This is a genomic window from Paenibacillus sp. RS8, assembly GCF_041956825.1.
Taxonomy (GTDB): domain Bacteria; phylum Bacillota; class Bacilli; order Paenibacillales; family Paenibacillaceae; genus Paenibacillus_AQ.
In genome coordinates this window covers 525356-543585 of the sequence record NZ_CP168131.1, presented here as the reverse complement: position 1 = coordinate 543585, position 18230 = coordinate 525356, and the positions used below count along the sequence as shown (strand labels likewise).

Genomic DNA, 18230 nt, shown 5'->3' with positions numbered 1-18230 from the left:
CTCTAAAACGAATAATACTCCGTATTTGGCGGTATTTTCGCGAAACGGTTGCACATAATACAATTAAAATGAAACTAGGCAGCGAATTAAACAGATCTATTGTACTTTTTACAACTAAATAGCTCATGTTGAGCATTAGGGCGGTGCAGCTCCTTCGTGGAGAGGTATCGTCCTTTTTGTATTCTAGTTTTGGCAAAGGGGAAATGTGGAAAGGATAGAGATAACTTAACGATTACAGGGGTATCTAAATGTGGAACGTTAACAAAGCGCGGAGTCTTGATTCAGTATTCGTATATTTTAGTGCAGCCTTAGTAATCGCAGCCGGAGTAGGAGCTTGTTTGTTGCGGGGATTTTTTTTTACGGAGGAGATGTATCCCTTTCTGGTCCTATGGTTTGTGATGTGCTCTGCGATTTTGCTTTATTTGTATATTGGAGTGGGTACGCGGAGTGGCAGTGTGTGGGGAATAAGTAGGGCACCCAGAGTTGTGAGAATAATGTTGATCGTACCTTTGCTAGTTCTATCACTCTATCTGGTTCATTGGCTAAGAGAACCTCTTTCGGCACAGGGAACAATGAATGAAATGTTACGGTGGGGCTTGTATGCCAGCTTTGCATTTTTGGTTTGTTTTTGCGCGTTGAATCGGGTGGGGCGTCAGCTTATCATTGCGTCTTGGTCCATTTTGGGTATGTTCTTGAGCATGAGTGCTCTGCTGGCAGTGTGCGGGGTGGTAGAGTTACCTTTTGCTGTAGCCTATAGTAATTCATCGGAAGTAAGCATCACAGGTGCCAGATTAGCAGGGGTGATGGAATATCCTAATGCTTTTGGAGCTGTGATGGCTATTTTTCTACTGGAGCGGCTGTTTGCTGTCGCTGCTTATTATGTAACTCCGCAGAAGAGTGCGAAGACGCGGGTAGCAGGAGAGCGGGCGATTGGGCGAGAGTGTAAACAGACAGGGCTAGAGTATGCTGGGGAAGGACTACGGAGTAACGAGACAGGTTCAAAGTGCGTAGAGGTGGAACGTAGGAGCGAAAAGAAATGGTCAAAGTGTGACACGGTGAGCGTGAACGTAGGGGATGGACGCGTAGGTGTGGAGCAGCTAGAAACGGGAAGCACGGCCGCCGCGCTGCTGCGCTTGCTGCCGCTGTTCCCGTACGCCGCCGCGCTGCTCCTCAGCGAGTCGCGCGGCGCGTGGCTGACGGCGGCTTGCGCCTGCGCCGCCGTCTTGCTCTGGAAGCGGCAGCTCATTGCGCCGCTTCTTGCCGCTGGCGCCGCGCCTATGGTCGCCGCGGCGCTGCTCTACCGCCAACTGGCCCGTGCCGGGTTGGCGGTAGAGCCTTTGCCCGGCCTGCTGTTGCTGGCCGGGCTTTGGGCCGGCGCGCTGCTAGCCGGCCTATGGCTGTACCGCCGCCAGCGCAGTGCGGCGGGCAGTGCCCGAGCCGCCATGCTGGCATTGGCGGCGGCAGGTTGGACGGCGGCGGGCACCGCCGTCCTCTTGCACGTGCGCGAGCGGATCACCGGACCGTCATCGACGGTATCCGCGCGTAGTCTGTTCTACCGCGACGCCTGGCGGCTGGCGGCAGAGGCACCTTGGCTGGGGCGCGGGGGTGAGACTTGGCGGAGCTCATACCTTGCCGCCCAGTCTCGCCCCTATGTAGGCAGCCAGGTGCATAGCGGTTATCTCGACATCCTGTTGAACCTAGGATTTGTCGGCCTTGCAGCCATACTGCTTATGCTGCTAGCAGCAGGCTGGCTGCTGGCTAAGAGCGTGCCGCGGCTGCTGCCGCCATTTTTGGTTATCGTTTTACACAGCGCAGTCGATTTTGACTGGAGCTACGGATTAATCTGGCTGCTGCTTTTTTGGCTGCCAGCACTTGCGCTAGCTGAATATAAGCAGGAATATCAATCAGCGACAACCCGCTTTATAACCAAAAGTTCACTCATAACTCATTCCGCATCCGCGACCCTGCCGCCAGCTCACTCGCCTTCCGCGAACTTGCAGACCATGCATTCTACGTCCGTGAATATGCAGACCATGTATTCCGCATTCGCGAACCGGCTTAATTCCGTCTACCCATATTTTCGCGGGCTACTCATTACTGTAGCCGGTTCCTTTTGTCTCGTGCTATTCGTGTTGTCCTTTCAGGCCGCCCAAGGAGAGAGGTACTACCGGCAAGCAGTTCAGACGGTTGATTCCTTGGAGAAGGTTAGTTTGCTGCAACAATCACTAGCGTGGAATCCTCGGTCTTCTAGAACAGCTATAGTATTATCTAGGCTGCTTACGGGCGAAAAGAGCGTGAGAATACTCCGGCATAGCTTGCAATACTCCCCAGAGAATCCAGGTTTGAGCTGGGAAATGGCTGGACGATGGATGTACAGTGATGATCAGGTAGCTGCACTATATTGGGTACGCCGAAGTCTTCGACTAGATAAATACAACAATGCGAAGTGGGTTAAAGGGATTGAAGGCATGCTTATGATGGGCCGGAAAAAGTTAGCGGAAGGGAATCGAACGGAAGCTATGAACTGTATTGCCTCGGGGAATGAGCTTTTGCGGCAGTATAGAGTGTTGGCGGAATTCGAGGCTAGCAAAGGGGAGCAGCATAATGATCGGAAATTCCATATGACAGAACAAGCCGACGACCTTAGTCGGCGGCTTAGTGTATTAGCTTCAAGATTTTAACTGACGCGAGATGATCCAGGAATACAGAACAGGGACAATAATAGCAAGCACAAGTGCTGCAATAATAAGGGCCTGAGACAAGACTCCGCTCAAGAAGGCTCCCCCAAAAATAAGCAACCCACCGACCATCCACATTCTCCCGGAAAGGCGATGTGTTTTTCGCCACACCTCTGGGCTGGAGAGTGTCCAGGCTGTACGAACACCGAATAAATAATTATCTTTTACCTGTGGCATGTAGTTGCCGAGCGCAATAAACATCACTCCGACAGCTCCTATAGCAATTTTGCCCACATTAATATCTTTACCCAGACCGTAAGTAACCGTGAGCACGAGCATTAGATTAAAAAGCACACCAATAGCAAGTCTGCTCATGGCATAGGCATTTTCGAACTTCTTGTAATTTTCCCGTTTAGGATCGATGCTGCGGGTGAACTGCATGATCAGCGGAAGCACAATGCCTAAAATACCCCACAAGGGAATAGCTATACTTTTATCCCAGTACCGGTTGACCTTACCCGTAATTCCCCACTGCGCGGGCAGCTCCTGTGGGAGCTTGCCGTAATTGATTAAAGCGTAAGACAGTGAAGCTAAACCTAAGATTACGATCAGTGTATCTTGCCATCTCCATTTAAAATCCTTCATCGTCAATCAGCCTCCTTCTCAGAATCAGTATTCTGACGACTTTGCTTTCCCGTACCTGTTAGCTCAAGCATCCAGCCAAGAACCTCCTCGAGAACCGTCGTATTTAATGAATACATAATGAATTGACCTTTTCTTTCATCCTGTACGAGATCGGCATGCTTCAGTGCATTCAGATGGTGAGAAATGCTTGGCTTAGACATGTTGAAAAAATCGGCAATTTCACCTGCGGTTCGGTCTTTCTCCTTTAGTAACCGAATGATTTGGCGACGGGTTGGGTCAGCTAGTGCTTTGAAAGATTCATTCATGTTCCACCCAGCCTTTCGACATTTAGGTAATTATCTAAATATATAATAACCACTTATTATATGATGTGTCAATGTGTATTCGCCTCCTTATAACTGCAAACAAAAGTGTCATCGAATCTTTGAAATTATCGGCGTTTGAGCCTCTGTCCATGCTAATACTAACTGTGGGCATGTAGTCGATAAATAGATCGAATCAAACAAGAGGTGGAGTGGACACATGATGCTGGATGGACCGCTTATTAACAAGGTAATGTTTTTTCTTGAAATTCTAATAATTGTTAGCTCTTAGATTTTAGCTGAAAAGGTGTCCATTTCCATCTTCATTGGTGGAAGTGCACACCTTTTTGGGTTATACGTGTTGTTCCAACTCTTTTTAAGAGAGGATCGAAATAGGGTGACGGCCTTGCCGCTGTAAGTAGATGTGATAAGGTTGCTTGTGCTAGAATAGGCTAAGAGAAACTGGAAAATAGAGCAGAGCGGCAGAGCTTTTGAAAATATAAGAAAGCATAAGTTTAGCATCAATACTTTATATTCTTATATTTCTCGTTTAAACGCTTAGCGTCTTAATATAGATGCCGAAGATGTTTACGCTTGATACATAGCCATATTCTGCGGAAAAGGGAGGAGGAGTACGGTTGCATTTTATTTCTGATCTGATCTCGACATTGTTTGAATGGATTCAGAGTCTTGGGTATTTTGGGATTATGATCGGACTTATGATTGAAGTCATTCCGAGTGAAATTGTACTGGCTTTCGGTGGTTTTTTAGTATGGAGTGGAGATATTAACTTTTTTGGTGCCGTTTTATTCGGCACGATTGGCGGAGTCATCGCACAGATTTTTGTATATTGGATTGGTCGTTATGGTGGCAGACCTGTTCTGGAGAAATACGGGAAATATATTTTTATTCAAAAGAAGCATATTGACCATTCAGAAGAGTGGTTCAATAAATACGGGACTGGCGTAATCTTTACAGCACGTTTTATTCCCGTTGTTCGCCATGCCATTTCCGTTCCAGCCGGGATATCGAAAATGCCTTTAGGTAAGTTCACTTTGCTGACTACGCTTGCTGTTATTCCATGGAGTGCGTTATTTGTATATTTGGGTATGACCTTAGGGAATAAGTGGGAAGATATTGACAAAGTAGCAGCTAAGTATACCAACGAAATTATACTTGTAGCGATCGCTCTGATCATCATTTACTTTGTGTTTAAATGGTACAAATCCAAGAAAAAGGGGACTACAAAATGAAGCAGAATGTAGCTCATAAGTTTGGAAAAGGCCTAACACCGCGCCAATTCGTAGAAAGTATGACGAAGAATCAACAGGCTTTTGAATCCTGGTATGAGAAGTTTAATTGGGAAGATGGGAGCGATAAGGAATATTTCGAAAGTCTGAACCATCGCGACGATTTGCGGGTACTTATTCTTGCAGCGGATTGGTGTGGAGACGTAGTTCGCAACGTTCCTGCTGTATTCCGTATTCTGGAGACGGCAGGAATGAAGACAGAGGTATTCATTTTGGAAGAGAATCCGGAGCTTATGGATGATTTTTTGACCATGGGTGGAAGATCTGTCCCTGTTGTGATTTTTGCGGACACCGGCGGATATGTGCTCGGACATTGGGGTCCTAGACCAGAGCATGTGCAGAGTATTATGAGAGAGTTCAAACGTGAGAATCCTGATCGTGAGGCCGCTGATTACGACAGCAAAATCGCAGAAGCACGTAAGGCTATGGGGCAAGCCTATGGGGAAGGAACGGAATATCAGACAGTTATCGCAAAAGAGCTGCGTAGTCTGATTTCCGGATTCTAGACCGATGTTAAATATACGTTCATTTAATCTAGGTCCGCTTCAGACGAATGCCTACTTGTTGACAGGTGCGGATCCTGCGAAGGGTATCATTATAGATCCCGGTATGAATCCAGCTGCATTAGTGCGGAGTATCGAAGGGATGGAAATCGAAGCTATTTTGTTGACACATGCGCATTTTGACCATATGGGCGGTGTAGACGAAATTCGTAAAGCTAAGAAATGCCCTGTTTATTTACATCCACTTGAAAGTGAATGGCTAAGCAGCCCCAAGCTGAACGGTTCACTAATGTGGCCGGAGGTGTCATCTCCTTTAACTACAGATCCTGCGGAATATGATCTGGCAGAAGGACAAGTTCTGCAGTTCATCGGACACACCTTCCGTGTGTACCATACACCTGGTCACTCTCCAGGCAGTGTAAGTTTCCTTTGTGGAAATGATCTGTTCTCCGGTGATGTACTGTTTAAAATGGGGGTTGGACGCACAGATTTACCCGGTGGTCGGGAAAGAGATCTGTTCGATTCTATTCGCGGCAAGCTATACAAAATGGATGATGAAGTGAAGGTTTATCCAGGGCATGGCCCACGGACAACTATTGGCTTTGAAAAGATTCGCAACCCTTATGTTCCTCAATAGACGTTGGTTCTAGTAGAACCGACAAAAACCGAGGAAGTTATGATAGACAAAAGACTACAAAAGGACTACAATGAGGTTAATTAAATGTAACATTTACCTCGCGAAGCACGCAGACTGCGGAATTAATCCCGGTTTGCGTTCTTTTTTTTGTCTTCATATAGGCTTAAAAGCATGGAGGGAAGTAGAATGGAGAAGAATATATACTACCCGTTGGACTGCGGTTGGTATGATTCCAAAGTTAATTATGGTGAATCCTTGCTCCAAGAGGGCAGTGTGGATTACATGGAAGTACAAGTGAATTCAAGGGGCGAGTGCAGAAGTGCGTCGCTTTTTTGGCGTTTTCCGGCAAGGGATGGGATCATTCAGCCCTGGCGGCGCAAGTTGTGGGATCTCAAAAAATAATTATTAAGCAAAGTGAACGATTCACAATACATATTCGTACTACAAATATAGGAACGAAATCTTGAATGGAGGGGCAGATGAGCGATCAGTCGCTGGAGAGAATCAGACGGGCACAGCAGGGAGATACTTCAGCACTGTCTTCACTGCTGCAAGAACACTATACTTTTTTATTTAAATATTTAATCAAGGTGACTATGGACCCGTTGCTGGCAGAGGATCTTGTACAGGACACTATGGTCAGATGTATGGAAAAAATCAACACCTATAACGGAACCTCTTCGTTTTCCTCATGGTTAATCACAATAGCTACCAGAATATTCATTGATCGAAAGCGACGCTGGAAGCGTGAGGCGGAGTGGAAGCAGCGCGAGCAACAGGAACAGGGGATACGTTCGATTCGGTGGCGGTTTGAGAGCAGGGGGGAGGAATGGAGCGGAGTGCTGGATGCCCTCTCCAGATTGCCTTCTGCACAAAGGGTAGCTGTGTTACTGAAGCATTATTATGGCTATAGCTACGACGAAATCGGCGAAATCATGCGAATTCCTTCAGGCACAGTCAAGTCGCGTGTATCGCTTGGTCTTAACCAACTACGAAAGGAGCTGAATGAGGATGGAGAAGGATAAAGATAAGGAGCCTGAGTTGTATTTGCATAAGCTTGCAGATGAGCTTGACCGGTTAGATGCACAATATAATGACATCACACCACCTTCATTACAGGAACTGGAGAGGTTAATGGTTGATGCCTCTGTGCATAGAAAGAGCATGGAACGTAAAGAGCTGCTGCTATTCTGGGGGATATCGTTGATTCTGATCAGCGTATTTCTATCCATTCTCGGTTCTGCTCCGATGATCTACTGGATTATTCAAGCGATCATTCCTATTGCGGGACTCAGTGCTCTAGGGATAGCGAGGATCAGGAGGAATAGAGAAGGTGCACAGGAATGAATGAACTGCAAGATGTACCTCTATGGTTATGGATATTGATAGCTGTTCTTTTAATGCTGCAAGGCACGTTTTTGTTCCGGGATGCAAGACGACGCGGAAGAAAAGCTTGGTTCTGGGGACTATGGGCTATTACTACAGTACCGTCTCCCGTTCTGGTCTATATACTTGTTGTTATTCTACCGGAAAGACGTAGGAGAAAAAAATTGTAAGAGTCTAGGATATGAGCTCGTTCCTTTCATAACACTAAAGGAGTGGTACTTCATGGAAGATGTAAATTGGGGTTTAATTATGCCGTTGATCATTTTACAGGCTTTACTGGCTATTATCGGTTTGATTTCATTAGCCAAAGCCGATAGCGTGCGTGGCCCAAAATGGATGTGGATTATCATTATTATTTTTGGAAATATGCTAGGAAGCATAGCTTACTTTACGATAGGAAGGAAAGATGTCTAATGTCACTCCTTCAAGTTACAAATTTACGCAAAAGCTATGGGGCGTTTATTTCCGTAAAGGATATAAGCTTTGAGATTGAAAAAGGACGGTGTGTAGCTTTGCTGGGGCCTAATGGTGCTGGAAAGACGACCACACTACGTATGCTGGCTGGACTTTTAGAACCTACCTCTGGAATGATTTCTTTTGAGGGGAGCCGTCCTGGATCAGAATATCGCAAGGGATTAGGGTATGTTCCGCAGTCTCCGGCCTTTTACGGGTGGATGACTGGACAGGAATATGTAGTATTTGCTGCAAAGCTTAGTGGGATGGGTACTAAAGAAGCGACAACCAGCGCATTAGAATCGCTTAAGCGTGTAGGCCTCAAAGACGATGCTCGTCGCAAGATTGGTGGCTATTCCGGTGGGATGAAGCAGCGGCTGGGTCTCGCACAGGCGCTTGTACATCGCCCTCGACTTCTTTTGCTTGATGAGCCTGTATCTGCACTTGATCCGATTGGCCGCAGGGAAGTAATGGAATTGCTACGAGAAATACGTGAAGAGACAACGGTAGTCTTCTCCACACATGTGCTGCATGATGCAGAAGAGATTTGTGATGATATTATTTTAATGAATCATGGACTCATCGCTGAGCAGGGGTCTTTATCGCAGCTTCGTTCACAATACAGTCTTCCTGTTATTCGTTTACGTACCGAGAAGCACAAAGAAGCCATTCAGTGGTTGGAATCTCTTGCCTCCAAGCCATTTGTACTGGAGTCTCAGTTGTTCGGAGATCATGCCGTCTTTAATGTGAACGATGTAGAAATGGCTCGCCGGACGATTTTGCACGAAGCGGCGCAGCTCGAAGTTCCATTGCTGCAATTTGAAGCAGGTTCTTCCACATTAGAGGATTTATTTATGAAGGTGGTGGGCGTATGAGCAGCACATGGATCCTTTATCGAAAAGAAATGCTCGAGATGGCTCGTAATTATAAGCTAATCTGGATACCTGTCGTGTTCATCATCTTAGGTATTATGCAGCCCTTAAGTACTTATTATTTGCCAGAAATATTAAAAGCCTCAGGTGATGTGCCCCCGGGTCTTTTGGAGGGTTATGAAATACCGAGTGCCGCAATTGTGATGGCGCAAGCTCTAGGACAGTATGGAACGATTGGGATGCTCGTGTTGGCGCTTGGCTCTATGAACACTTTAGCGGGTGAGCGTTATAGCGGAACTATGGAGTTAATTCTAGTAAGACCCGTTTCTCCGGCAGCAATTGTGTTCGCTAAATGGGCAGCCCAATTGACCTTGCTTGTTGTTGCTCTTGGACTGGGTGCAGCGGGTGCTGGATACTACACGGAACAGCTAATTGGCTCACTATCATGGGGCAATGTTATCGTAGCTTCTGGAGTGTATGGTTTGTGGCTATTATGTGTTGTCTCGACTACTTTGTTGTTTAGTGCCTTTTTAAGACCTCCAGTAGCCGCATTTCTAGCATTGGCGTTAATGGCTGGATTTTCACTAGGTTTAAGTTTATTGCCTACATGGTTTGACTGGACACCCGCCGGGCTTTCCGGACTGTCAGCAGGAATTCTAACAGATGGAGAAGGTTTTAGAGCAGGTCCATATCTGTCTGCCAGTATATTGATCATGATTTGCCTTGCTGTGGCCTCATTTTTGACAAGGAAGAACAACTTTCCCGACTGATTATTAAGCTGTGGGGTATCGAATATAGTATATTTTAAAATATAAGAAAGTATAAGTTTCACACTATACATTATCCTTGTATTTCTCGCATAAACGCATATCGTCCTTAGGGGACGCCGAAGGCGTTATTGCTTGGTAGAATTTTCAGGATCACCCGGACTGCTGCTAGACAGTTCTATCTTTTTTTAGTAGACTGTTGAAACAAGCAAAATCATGATAGATTTTGGGGTCAGGAGGTAGGGCGATGCTGCGTTTAGGAGAAAAGATTGTCATTGTTGCGGACGCTTTTGAGCAGAGTCTTCCTATCGGGGAATACGGCTACCTAATTGCTTACGACCGCAATCCCGATAATGCGTTTGACTATGTTATACGTGTACCGGAAGCCAACAGGAACTTTTATGTTCCGGCTGAAGACATTGAGGCGGAAGAACATTTATTAGTAGCTGAGGCTGAAAGAGCAACGCATGAAGCGTTAATTGATTATGCTTTGTCCACGTACAATGAGAAGCTGTTCCATCATTTGATGAACGGTGAAGATATGGATACAGAAGAGACGGAAACAACGTCAACTGAAAGCATGTCCCAAGCAGATTTCATTAAACAAGTGAATCTTAGAGCTTGGATTTAAGGAAGGCCGGCGCAAGCCGGCTTTTTTGTTTTGATATAAGAAAGCACCATACTTTATGTCCTATATTTCTCCCTTAAACGCTTAGCGTCCTTATATGGATCCCGAAGGCGTTTTTACTTGTGTCATAAAGAGAATTCCCCCTCATCATACCCCCCTGAATGGACACATCACTTTCAAAAACTTTTTTAATTCCTTCTTTATAATTTTCGAACGCTCATTTTTATTTTTTCGGGGTACAACCAACTGCCAATTTTATGTATCTAAATTATTGAGAGCCGAATACGAGAATGCAGATCTGCGGTATAGGCGCTTTAACCTATATAAAGGAGAACCTCTAGTGAAGATGATAACCGCTGTTCAAAAAGCGAGAAAAGGCGATAAGGAAGCTTTTATTCAGCTGTGCCGGCAAATTGAACCTGAAATGTATGGCATGGCCCGATCTATTTTGGGCAGGGATCAGGATTGCGCAGATGCCATGCAGGAAGCCACATTAAAGGCTTATCGGTCTATCCAAGGCTTACGACAGCCGGAATTTTTCAAGACATGGATGATTCGAATTCTTATAAATGAATGTCACAAGCTTCAGCGCAAACAGACAAATATCGTGGAAGTTGGAGATACCATTACGGCTCTGGAATGCCATTCCTCCGATGCAGAATACGAAAAAATCGAGTTGCGAGAAGCAGTGGAGCGGCTAGATACTCCGCTGCAGACCGTGATTTCGATGCATTATTTTCAGGATATGCCTATTCGGCAGATTGCAGATCTTCTGAATATTTCCGAAACGGCAGTTAAATCGCGTCTCTATAGGGCAAGAAAAAGCTTATTGAATGGATTCTAATGATATTTAGAAGGGAAGAAACACATGAAGAAGAGAACATCGGAACAGCTTGAGTTGCTTTTGAAAAATATGAATCTTCTCCCGGCAAATGAGCTACCTGCTGTGATTCGCCAACGCCAAGAGGAAACGTATGCGATGTTAGATGAAATAACGAAGCCTATGTACAAATTTAATATTTTGAAGCGGACAGCGATTGGATTTGGGGTAGCTCTGGTTTTAGGAGTTATCGTGCTTGGAAGCGGCTTTGCTTCTCCTGCTCTCGCTAGGTCGCTCGAACGTATCCCCTTAGTAAATAGTATTTTTGAGTTTGCTGGTGATATGGGGCTTCAAGCAGCGAGTCGCCAAGGCTTTACGACCTCAATTAATAATAGCGACGAAGTTCAAGGTGTTACTATTCGTGCTAGTGAAGTTATATATGATGGTACACGGCTTTCTGTAGCGCTGACACGTGAAGGTGAAGAGGGAGCATTCAGTGAATCTGTTCAGGATCTTCGAGTATTCATTGATGGACAACCTCTAAACGCCGGGGAAGAAATAGAGAATTCTTTTAAACACAATATTGGGATTATTATTTCTCCCGGGACTGATGAGCAATCGTTAATTTTGCAATTCTCAGAGAAATCCTATGATGAGGGGGGAACTACTTTACCGGATCAGTTCCAAATGACAGTGAAAGGCCGGCTGTCCGGAATGGAGGATGATTTTCAAATTGAAATCCCTGTAAAGAAGGATACGAGTCATAATATTGTTCAGCAGCCCGGAATCAGTCGAACCTATAATCATGTAACGACCATTATCGAAAAGATTACTCAGACTCCGGCAACCACACAAATACAAATGAGTACTCAAGCCGTGGGTGATATTCCTGATACTTACCTAACAGATACAAACAACCTGGCAATCCATTATGAATTCTATGATGATAAAGGCAACTTGTTGAAATATGTGAATGGTAGCAATGGTTGGTCAGATTCGAAGAAGGTAGATGATGCAATCCATTATAGTCTTAAAGAGGATATTAATATTGTGCCGTTGCCAAGGGATGTGAAAGCACTAACTGTCAAACCTTATCTCTACAAATATATTGGAGAGGGAAGCGAAAAACGAAATTTACTGGACAGTCACGGTTACCCGGCAATCGAATATATTCTACAGCTGGAAATGACAATCCCTATACGTTAATGAATGAAACGCTCCTTTAAAAAGTGTTGGAATCCCCTTCACTTGGATAAAGGAGCGTTTGTTTTACAGCCCATCATTGAATTGTCCAAGTTTCTACAATATAATTAAAAACGTTATCCGGGCGCTTTAGCCCTTTAAACAGGAGGGATTTAACTTATGAGCATTACCGTTAAAGATGTGCAGCATGTGGCCAAGCTGGCTCGTCTGCAATTGAGCCCGGAAGAAGAGGCAACCTTTACAGAACAAATGAATGCTATTTTACAATATGCTGAGAAGTTGAATGAGCTAGATACGGAGAATGTGAAGCCGACCACGCATGTACTGCAGGTCAGTAATGTGATGCGGGATGATGTTGTGAAGGAAAGCTTAACGCAAGAGGAAGCACTTCTTAACGCGCCGGATGATGAAGACGGACATTTCAAGGTTCCAGCTGTTTTGGAATAACTACATAATTAGAAAGGGGGAAGAATCTTGAGCCTGTTTCAAAATCGATTGCCAGAAGTACATCGTATGTTGACTGCTAAAGAAGTATCAGTCAGTGAACTGACTGAAGAATCGCTAGCGATTATCTCTGAACGGGATAAGAAAGTAAATGCATTTTTGACCTTGAACGAGGAGGGCGCTCGTAGCACTGCACGCGCTTTGGACGACAAACTGGCATCTGGAGCAGCACGTGGGCTGCTGTTTGGTCTTCCTGCCGGAATCAAGGACAATATTGTAACTAAAGGATTGCGCACGACTTGTGCCAGCCAATTTTTGAATAATTTTCAGCCGATTTATAACGCAACTGTAGCATCTAAACTGCAACAGGCAGATGCTGTAACGATCGGTAAATTGAATATGGATGAATTCGCGATGGGCGGATCTAACGAGAACTCCAGCTTTGGACCTGTGCGTAACCCTTGGGATCTTGAACGTGTTCCTGGAGGTTCTAGTGGTGGATCTGCTGCAGCTGTAGCTGCAGGTGAAGTGTTCTTCTCACTTGGTTCGGATACTGGGGGTTCCATCCGTCAGCCTGCTTCTTATTGCGGCGTCGTAGGTCTCAAACCTACATACGGTCTTGTATCACGTTACGGACTGGTGGCTTTTGCCTCCTCTCTTGATCAGATTGGCCCGCTTACACGTAATGTAGAAGATTCTGCATATGTGCTTCAAGCTATTGCTGGTTATGATGCACAGGATTCTACTTCAGCTAAGGTAGAAATTCCTGATTATTTGAGTTCACTGACTGGTGATGTTTCCGGTCTTCGTATCGCTGTACCTAAGGAATACTTGGGAGCTGGTGTCGATGCTTCTGTTCGTGAGACGGTCTTGTCGGCGCTTAAGGTGCTGGAGGGAATGGGTGCTGTCTGGGAGGAAGTTTCATTACCACATACGGAATACGCAGTAGCGGCTTATTATTTGCTATCTTCCTCGGAAGCTTCGTCTAACCTTGCACGGTTTGACGGTGTGCGTTATGGCGTACGTGTAGATGAAGGTGGAGGATTGCTCGATCTGTACCAAAACTCCCGCAGTCGCGGCTTTGGCCCTGAGGTGAAACGCCGTATTATGCTAGGGACTTATGCGCTGAGCTCCGGGTATTATGATGCTTATTATTTAAAAGCACAAAAAGTCCGTACTTTGATTAAACAGGATTTTGATGACATCTTTAAAAAATATGATGTGGTTATCGGCCCAACAGCGCCTACGACAGCATTCAAATTAGGTTCACAGACTGAAGATCCGCTGACCATGTATCTGAACGATATTCTCACGATTCCTGTGAGCTTGGCAGGCATTCCTGCCGTTAGCGTTCCATGCGGCTTTGCAGAAGGTATGCCAGTTGGTCTACAAATTATCGGTAAAGAATTTGACGAGAGCACGATTCTGCGTGTTGCTCATGCTTTTGAACAAAATACAGATCATCACAAGCAGCGTCCACAGCTGTAGTAAAGGAGGGAATGGAATTACTTATGTCTAAATACGAAACGGTCATCGGCTTAGAGGTTCACGTAGAGCTTCATACCAACTCCAAAATCTTTTGCGGATGCTCCACTGAATTTGGAGCCCCGCCTAACACGCATACCTGTCCCGTCTGCCTGGGTCACCCCGGCGTATTGCCAGTACTCAACAAACAAGCGGTAAATTACGCTATGAAAGCAGCAATGGCGCTGAATTGCACCATCGGTGATGTTAGTAAATTCGACCGTAAGAATTATTTTTACCCGGATTCTCCGAAAGCCTATCAGATTTCGCAGTTCGATCAGCCTATCGGTTTGAACGGCTGGATCGACATTGAAGTGAATGGAGAAACAAAACGGATTGGTATTACTCGTCTTCATTTGGAAGAGGATGCAGGTAAGCTGACGCACGTAGATGGTGGGTTTGCGTCGCTCGTCGATTTCAACCGGGTGGGAACGCCGCTTATCGAAATCGTATCCGAGCCAGACTTACGCTCCCCAGAAGAAGCCCGTGCTTATCTGGAGAAAATCCGTGCGATCATGCAGTATTGTGATGTGTCTGATGTCAAGATGGAAGAAGGCTCGATGCGCTGTGACGCGAACATCAGTCTACGCCCAGAAGGACAAGAGGAATTCGGCATTAGAGCAGAGCTTAAGAACATGAACTCCTTCCGTGGTGTGCTGCGTGGACTGGAGTATGAACAATATCGTCAGGCTGAGATCCTGGATGATGGTGGAGTAGTTGTGCAAGAGACTCGTCGCTGGGATGAAGCGCAAGGAAAAACTTTATCTATGCGTGGTAAAGAAGAAGCACACGATTATCGTTATTTCCCAGATCCGGATTTGATCGTACTGCATATTGACGATGCCTGGAAAGAATCCATTCGCTCGACGATCCCGGAACTGCCGGACGCAAGACAAGCTCGCTATAGTGAAGAACTGGGCCTTACAGCTTATGATGCTGGCGTGATTACGTCCTCTAAACCGTTAGCGGACTTTTTCGAAGGTTGCCTTGCTTATACGCAGGATGCCAAGGCTGTTGCAAACTGGATCATGGGTGATCTGCTGGCTTATTTGAATAGTAATAACCTGGAATTGTCTCAGGTCAAGATTACGCCGCAAGGGCTCGGGGAAATGATTGGCCTTATTGCAGGCGGAACCATCAGCAGTAAGATCGCTAAAACGGTATTTAAAGAAATGCTAGAGAGCGGTAAGTTGCCTGCGGCAATCGTTGAGGAGAAGGGTCTGGTACAAATCAGCGATGAAGGTGCCATTAAAGGAATTGTGGAAGCTGTCGTAGCTGCTAACCCGCAATCTGTTGAGGATTATAAAGCAGGAAAACAGAAAGCCATTGGCTTCCTTGTAGGACAAGTAATGAAGGAAAGTAAAGGCAAGGCTAATCCAGGTCTAGCGAATAAACTTCTGATCGAGGTATTGGGCAACTAAGCCTTTATCAGAAATATAAGAAAGTATAAGTTTAACACTATACTTTATCCTTATATTTTACGAGAAACGCTTGCCGTCCATAAAAGGACGCTGAGGGCGTTTATATTCGGGGTAATATACTTATGTAATAAGCAAAGGGCTTGTCGGCAACGGCAGGCCTTTCGCGGCATATAAGGGGACTGGTAGGGATGAATACAATTATTAAGCTTAATCTGCAGGATGATAATACCGTTAATGAACTATGGAGCCTCCAGCACAAGGCCTACCGACTGGAAGCGGAGTTAATAGGGTTTCGGGAGATCCCCCCACTTATGGAGACGAGAGAGATGCTCAGCCACTCTAAAGAGGACTTTTATGGCTGCTTCGATGAAGAGGAAGAGCTGATGGGTGCGATTGCTATAGAGGAGGAATCCCCAGGCAAACTCACGATTACACGAATGATGGTAGGTCCGGACTTTTTTCGTAGAGGTATTGCTAGCAGACTCTTGGAATATGTATTCGAACATTTTTCAGGGATGGAGCAATTCATCGTATCTACGGGAAAATTAAACTTGCCTGCCGTTTCTTTGTACAGAAAGCATGGATTTGTGCCTAATGGGTCGCAGGAGGTTGCCCCCGGCGTGGAATTGATTGACTTTTACCGGAGTGGTTTACTTTGAAGAAACGTATGCACAGACAAGTATTTACGAAAGGAGGAGTCCAGAATATGACGAATGACTCTGCAACGTTCGCGGCGCAGGAAGAGCAGGAGGGTTCTGTCGACCTAGAGACTACGGAGAATGAGATACAGAAGAAGATCATTCCTCCGCGTCCGAAACGGCGTCCCCGCAAACGCAAATTTATCGCTGGACTATTGGCAGCTCTCATCCCAGGAACAGGACATTTGTACTTTGGGCTTCTCCGCAAAGGAATAACCTTTATCTTCTTGATTCTATTGGATATTTCGGCGTTACTGTATTTTTCATCCATAGGAATGCAGATTAATGTACCGTTACTTATTTTACTTGCACTAATTATTCCGACGATATATTTCTACAATGTATATGATGTGCTTCAATCAGCGGACAAGATTATTCGTTACCCTGAAGATCAAGAGCTTGATGATCCTGCGGCAACAGTAACTACATCTCCAAAGCGTCGCAGTATCGTCACTGAACCTGGCATATCCTTTGGATTTCTGCTTCTCTTAGGGGGAGCGTTACTTATTCTGTTTCGCCAAAAGCCAGCTTGGCTGCAGTTCTTTATTGAGCATTACTCCGAAGTGACCGTAGCTGCCGTTTTATTATGTGGTGGTCTATATATAGGAACGAGAGAGATTGTTAGAGGAATCGTTTGGCGCAAAAAAAATGAGCCTCATAACCGGCGTGTAGGAAGGTATACGGCATCTGTCTTGCTGATTGCTATTGCCATCCCGTTGTTTCTGGATTGGAGAGACGGAACCGATTATATGCTTCTGCTCCTGAAGTGGTGGCCAGTCATCCCAGTGTTATGGGGGATTGAGTTCTTGATCATGTATTTCTTCTCTGGTCGTTCAGGCTCAGTACAAAAGGGAACAAGAATCAGGTTGGACTTACGCGGTCTTTTATCTGCTATAGTGCTTGCTGTTAGTGTGTTTATCGTTGCAGAACAAGAGCATTATTTATATCTCTGGAAAAATGTCAGTCTTAACTTTACCGCAGCAGCAGTGGACTATGGCGAGGCTAAGGGCAGCAAATTTCAGAAGGCTCCGATTATAGTTCCTGTCGAATTAAATACGGCCAAAATATCCATTGATGGTATTAATGGTGATGTTTTATTGCATCGTGCTCCGGTAGATAACATTCAAATTACTACTACAATCTGGGTAGATCAATTGGAGGGGCCGATGGCTGAAGCCATTTCGGAACAATCCTTTGTGGATGTTGTTGAAGGACCAACCATAAAAATCACTTCGAATAGTAAGGCGTATGGAGAATCCGGCAAACGTCAGCCGCGAATGGATCTAGATATTACCTTGCCGGAAGATCGTCGGTTTAACCTTGATGTTCGTACAATGAATGGCGGGATCACCCTGCAGAACATAGAAGCGATTGAAGATATTTCACTTGAAACAGGAAATGGAGAACTTATTCTTCATCGTGTCTTTGGTAATGTGAAGGGGAAAACATTGAATGGAGCTGTGCGTGCCAGATCTGTCCAGGGCAGTGTTGATTTATCGACGAGCGGTGGCAACATGAATGCTTGGAGCGTTACAGGGGCTTTGAAATTATCAACGGCAGTTGGCAATATCGGTGCAATCGGGAATGAAGCCGAGATTGATATTTCCAGCAAAAATGGTAATTTAGAGATTGATGGAGCCAGATCGAAGCTGCATGCAGAATCCCTGAATGGCATCATAGATGTTCGTTCACAGGAAGTCGGAGGAGACTGGGATATTTATAGCGCAGTTGGCGATATCCATTTGTATTTGCCGCTTTTAGGGAACTATAAGTTGAATGGCTCTAGTGGATATGGTGATATCACTTCGGATTTACCTAGCTTAACCATTGATAAGAAGAAGATATCTGGTGAAGTGGGCACAGGTGAATTCAAAGTTCAGGTTGAGGGAAACAGCAACTTAAATGTTAGAGGTTATTGAAAAAAGTAATTTTTCTTATA

The 18230-nt window shown here is 45.4% G+C and carries 21 protein-coding genes; 19 read left to right on the top strand and 2 right to left on the bottom strand.

What is annotated here, in order from left to right:
* The first annotated feature begins 248 nt into the window (after window positions 1–248).
* Window positions 249–2681, top strand: a complete 2433-nt coding sequence (locus tag ACDZ28_RS03505) for an O-antigen ligase family protein (RefSeq protein ID WP_375104004.1) — start codon at window positions 249–251, stop codon at window positions 2679–2681.
* On the opposite strand, the gene ACDZ28_RS03500 is transcribed toward ACDZ28_RS03505, so the two are convergent.
* Window positions 2670–3323, bottom strand: coding sequence for an SdpI family protein (locus ACDZ28_RS03500; RefSeq protein WP_042131029.1), 654 nt, complete (start codon window positions 3321–3323; stop codon window positions 2670–2672). The two genes, ACDZ28_RS03505 and ACDZ28_RS03500, sit on opposite strands and share 12 nt — an antisense overlap.
* 2 nt (window positions 3324–3325) lie before the next feature.
* Window positions 3326–3628 carry an autorepressor SdpR family transcription factor gene (locus ACDZ28_RS03495; RefSeq protein WP_042131028.1) on the bottom strand — a complete coding sequence of 101 codons (303 nt, stop codon included), beginning with the start codon at window positions 3626–3628 and terminating at the stop codon, window positions 3326–3328.
* A gap of 635 nt (window positions 3629–4263) precedes the next feature.
* Between ACDZ28_RS03495 and ACDZ28_RS03490 the strand changes: the two genes are divergently transcribed.
* The 18 genes from ACDZ28_RS03490 to ACDZ28_RS03405 all read left to right on the top strand — a co-directional run bounded on the left by ACDZ28_RS03490 (window position 4264) and on the right by ACDZ28_RS03405 (window position 18210).
* Complete coding sequence (locus ACDZ28_RS03490; protein ID WP_042131027.1) at window positions 4264–4878, top strand: DedA family protein; 615 nt, start codon at window positions 4264–4266, stop codon at window positions 4876–4878.
* On the top strand, window positions 4875–5441 hold the full coding sequence (locus ACDZ28_RS03485) for a thioredoxin family protein (RefSeq protein WP_375104003.1): 567 nt from the start codon (window positions 4875–4877) through the stop codon (window positions 5439–5441). The genes ACDZ28_RS03490 and ACDZ28_RS03485 overlap by 4 nt, the downstream gene beginning before the upstream one ends.
* Before the next feature lie 4 nt (window positions 5442–5445).
* Entirely contained in the window at window positions 5446–6075 is a 630-nt protein-coding gene (locus ACDZ28_RS03480) for an MBL fold metallo-hydrolase (RefSeq protein ID WP_341115123.1), read from the top strand.
* A gap of 186 nt (window positions 6076–6261) precedes the next feature.
* Window positions 6262–6477 (top strand): hypothetical protein, encoded by a 216-nt coding sequence (locus ACDZ28_RS03475; protein ID WP_375104002.1) that lies wholly within the window; start codon window positions 6262–6264, stop codon window positions 6475–6477.
* Between the two features lie 77 nt (window positions 6478–6554).
* Window positions 6555–7100: an RNA polymerase sigma factor SigY gene (gene sigY, locus ACDZ28_RS03470; RefSeq protein WP_042131023.1), complete on the top strand. Its 546-nt coding sequence runs from the start codon at window positions 6555–6557 to the stop codon at window positions 7098–7100.
* Complete coding sequence (locus tag ACDZ28_RS03465) at window positions 7087–7422, top strand: YxlC family protein (RefSeq protein ID WP_042131022.1); 336 nt, start codon at window positions 7087–7089, stop codon at window positions 7420–7422. Before sigY ends, ACDZ28_RS03465 begins: the two co-directional genes overlap by 14 nt.
* A complete protein-coding gene (locus tag ACDZ28_RS03460; RefSeq protein ID WP_375104001.1) occupies window positions 7419–7631 on the top strand; it encodes a hypothetical protein in 213 nt (70 codons plus the stop codon). Before ACDZ28_RS03465 ends, ACDZ28_RS03460 begins: the two co-directional genes overlap by 4 nt.
* A gap of 52 nt (window positions 7632–7683) precedes the next feature.
* Window positions 7684–7875 carry a PLDc N-terminal domain-containing protein gene (locus ACDZ28_RS03455; protein ID WP_042131020.1) on the top strand — a complete coding sequence of 64 codons (192 nt, stop codon included), beginning with the start codon at window positions 7684–7686 and terminating at the stop codon, window positions 7873–7875.
* Window positions 7875–8789 carry an ATP-binding cassette domain-containing protein gene (locus ACDZ28_RS03450; protein ID WP_375104000.1) on the top strand — a complete coding sequence of 305 codons (915 nt, stop codon included), beginning with the start codon at window positions 7875–7877 and terminating at the stop codon, window positions 8787–8789. Before ACDZ28_RS03455 ends, ACDZ28_RS03450 begins: the two co-directional genes overlap by 1 nt.
* A complete protein-coding gene (locus ACDZ28_RS03445; RefSeq protein ID WP_042131018.1) occupies window positions 8786–9556 on the top strand; it encodes an ABC transporter permease subunit in 771 nt (256 codons plus the stop codon). The genes ACDZ28_RS03450 and ACDZ28_RS03445 overlap by 4 nt, the downstream gene beginning before the upstream one ends.
* A 244-nt stretch (window positions 9557–9800) precedes the next feature.
* Entirely contained in the window at window positions 9801–10184 is a 384-nt protein-coding gene (locus ACDZ28_RS03440; protein WP_042131017.1) for a hypothetical protein, read from the top strand.
* 343 nt (window positions 10185–10527) lie between these two features.
* The gene (locus tag ACDZ28_RS03435) at window positions 10528–11025 is read left to right on the top strand and encodes a sigma-70 family RNA polymerase sigma factor (protein ID WP_375105303.1); all 498 of its coding nucleotides are present in this window, start codon (window positions 10528–10530) and stop codon (window positions 11023–11025) included.
* A gap of 24 nt (window positions 11026–11049) precedes the next feature.
* Window positions 11050–12207: a DUF4179 domain-containing protein gene (locus ACDZ28_RS03430; protein ID WP_375103999.1), complete on the top strand. Its 1158-nt coding sequence runs from the start codon at window positions 11050–11052 to the stop codon at window positions 12205–12207.
* Window positions 12208–12363: 156 nt separating this feature from the next.
* Window positions 12364–12651 (top strand): Asp-tRNA(Asn)/Glu-tRNA(Gln) amidotransferase subunit GatC, encoded by a 288-nt coding sequence (gene gatC / locus ACDZ28_RS03425; protein WP_042131015.1) that lies wholly within the window; start codon window positions 12364–12366, stop codon window positions 12649–12651.
* 27 nt (window positions 12652–12678) lie between these two features.
* The gene (gatA, locus tag ACDZ28_RS03420; RefSeq protein ID WP_042131014.1) at window positions 12679–14136 is read left to right on the top strand and encodes an Asp-tRNA(Asn)/Glu-tRNA(Gln) amidotransferase subunit GatA; all 1458 of its coding nucleotides are present in this window, start codon (window positions 12679–12681) and stop codon (window positions 14134–14136) included.
* A gap of 11 nt (window positions 14137–14147) precedes the next feature.
* Entirely contained in the window at window positions 14148–15593 is a 1446-nt protein-coding gene (gene gatB, locus ACDZ28_RS03415) for an Asp-tRNA(Asn)/Glu-tRNA(Gln) amidotransferase subunit GatB (protein ID WP_042131013.1), read from the top strand.
* A gap of 188 nt (window positions 15594–15781) precedes the next feature.
* Entirely contained in the window at window positions 15782–16252 is a 471-nt protein-coding gene (locus ACDZ28_RS03410) for a GNAT family N-acetyltransferase (protein WP_375103998.1), read from the top strand.
* A gap of 47 nt (window positions 16253–16299) precedes the next feature.
* Window positions 16300–18210, top strand: coding sequence for a DUF4097 domain-containing protein (locus ACDZ28_RS03405; RefSeq protein WP_375103997.1), 1911 nt, complete (start codon window positions 16300–16302; stop codon window positions 18208–18210).
* Window positions 18211–18230 lie beyond the last annotated feature (20 nt).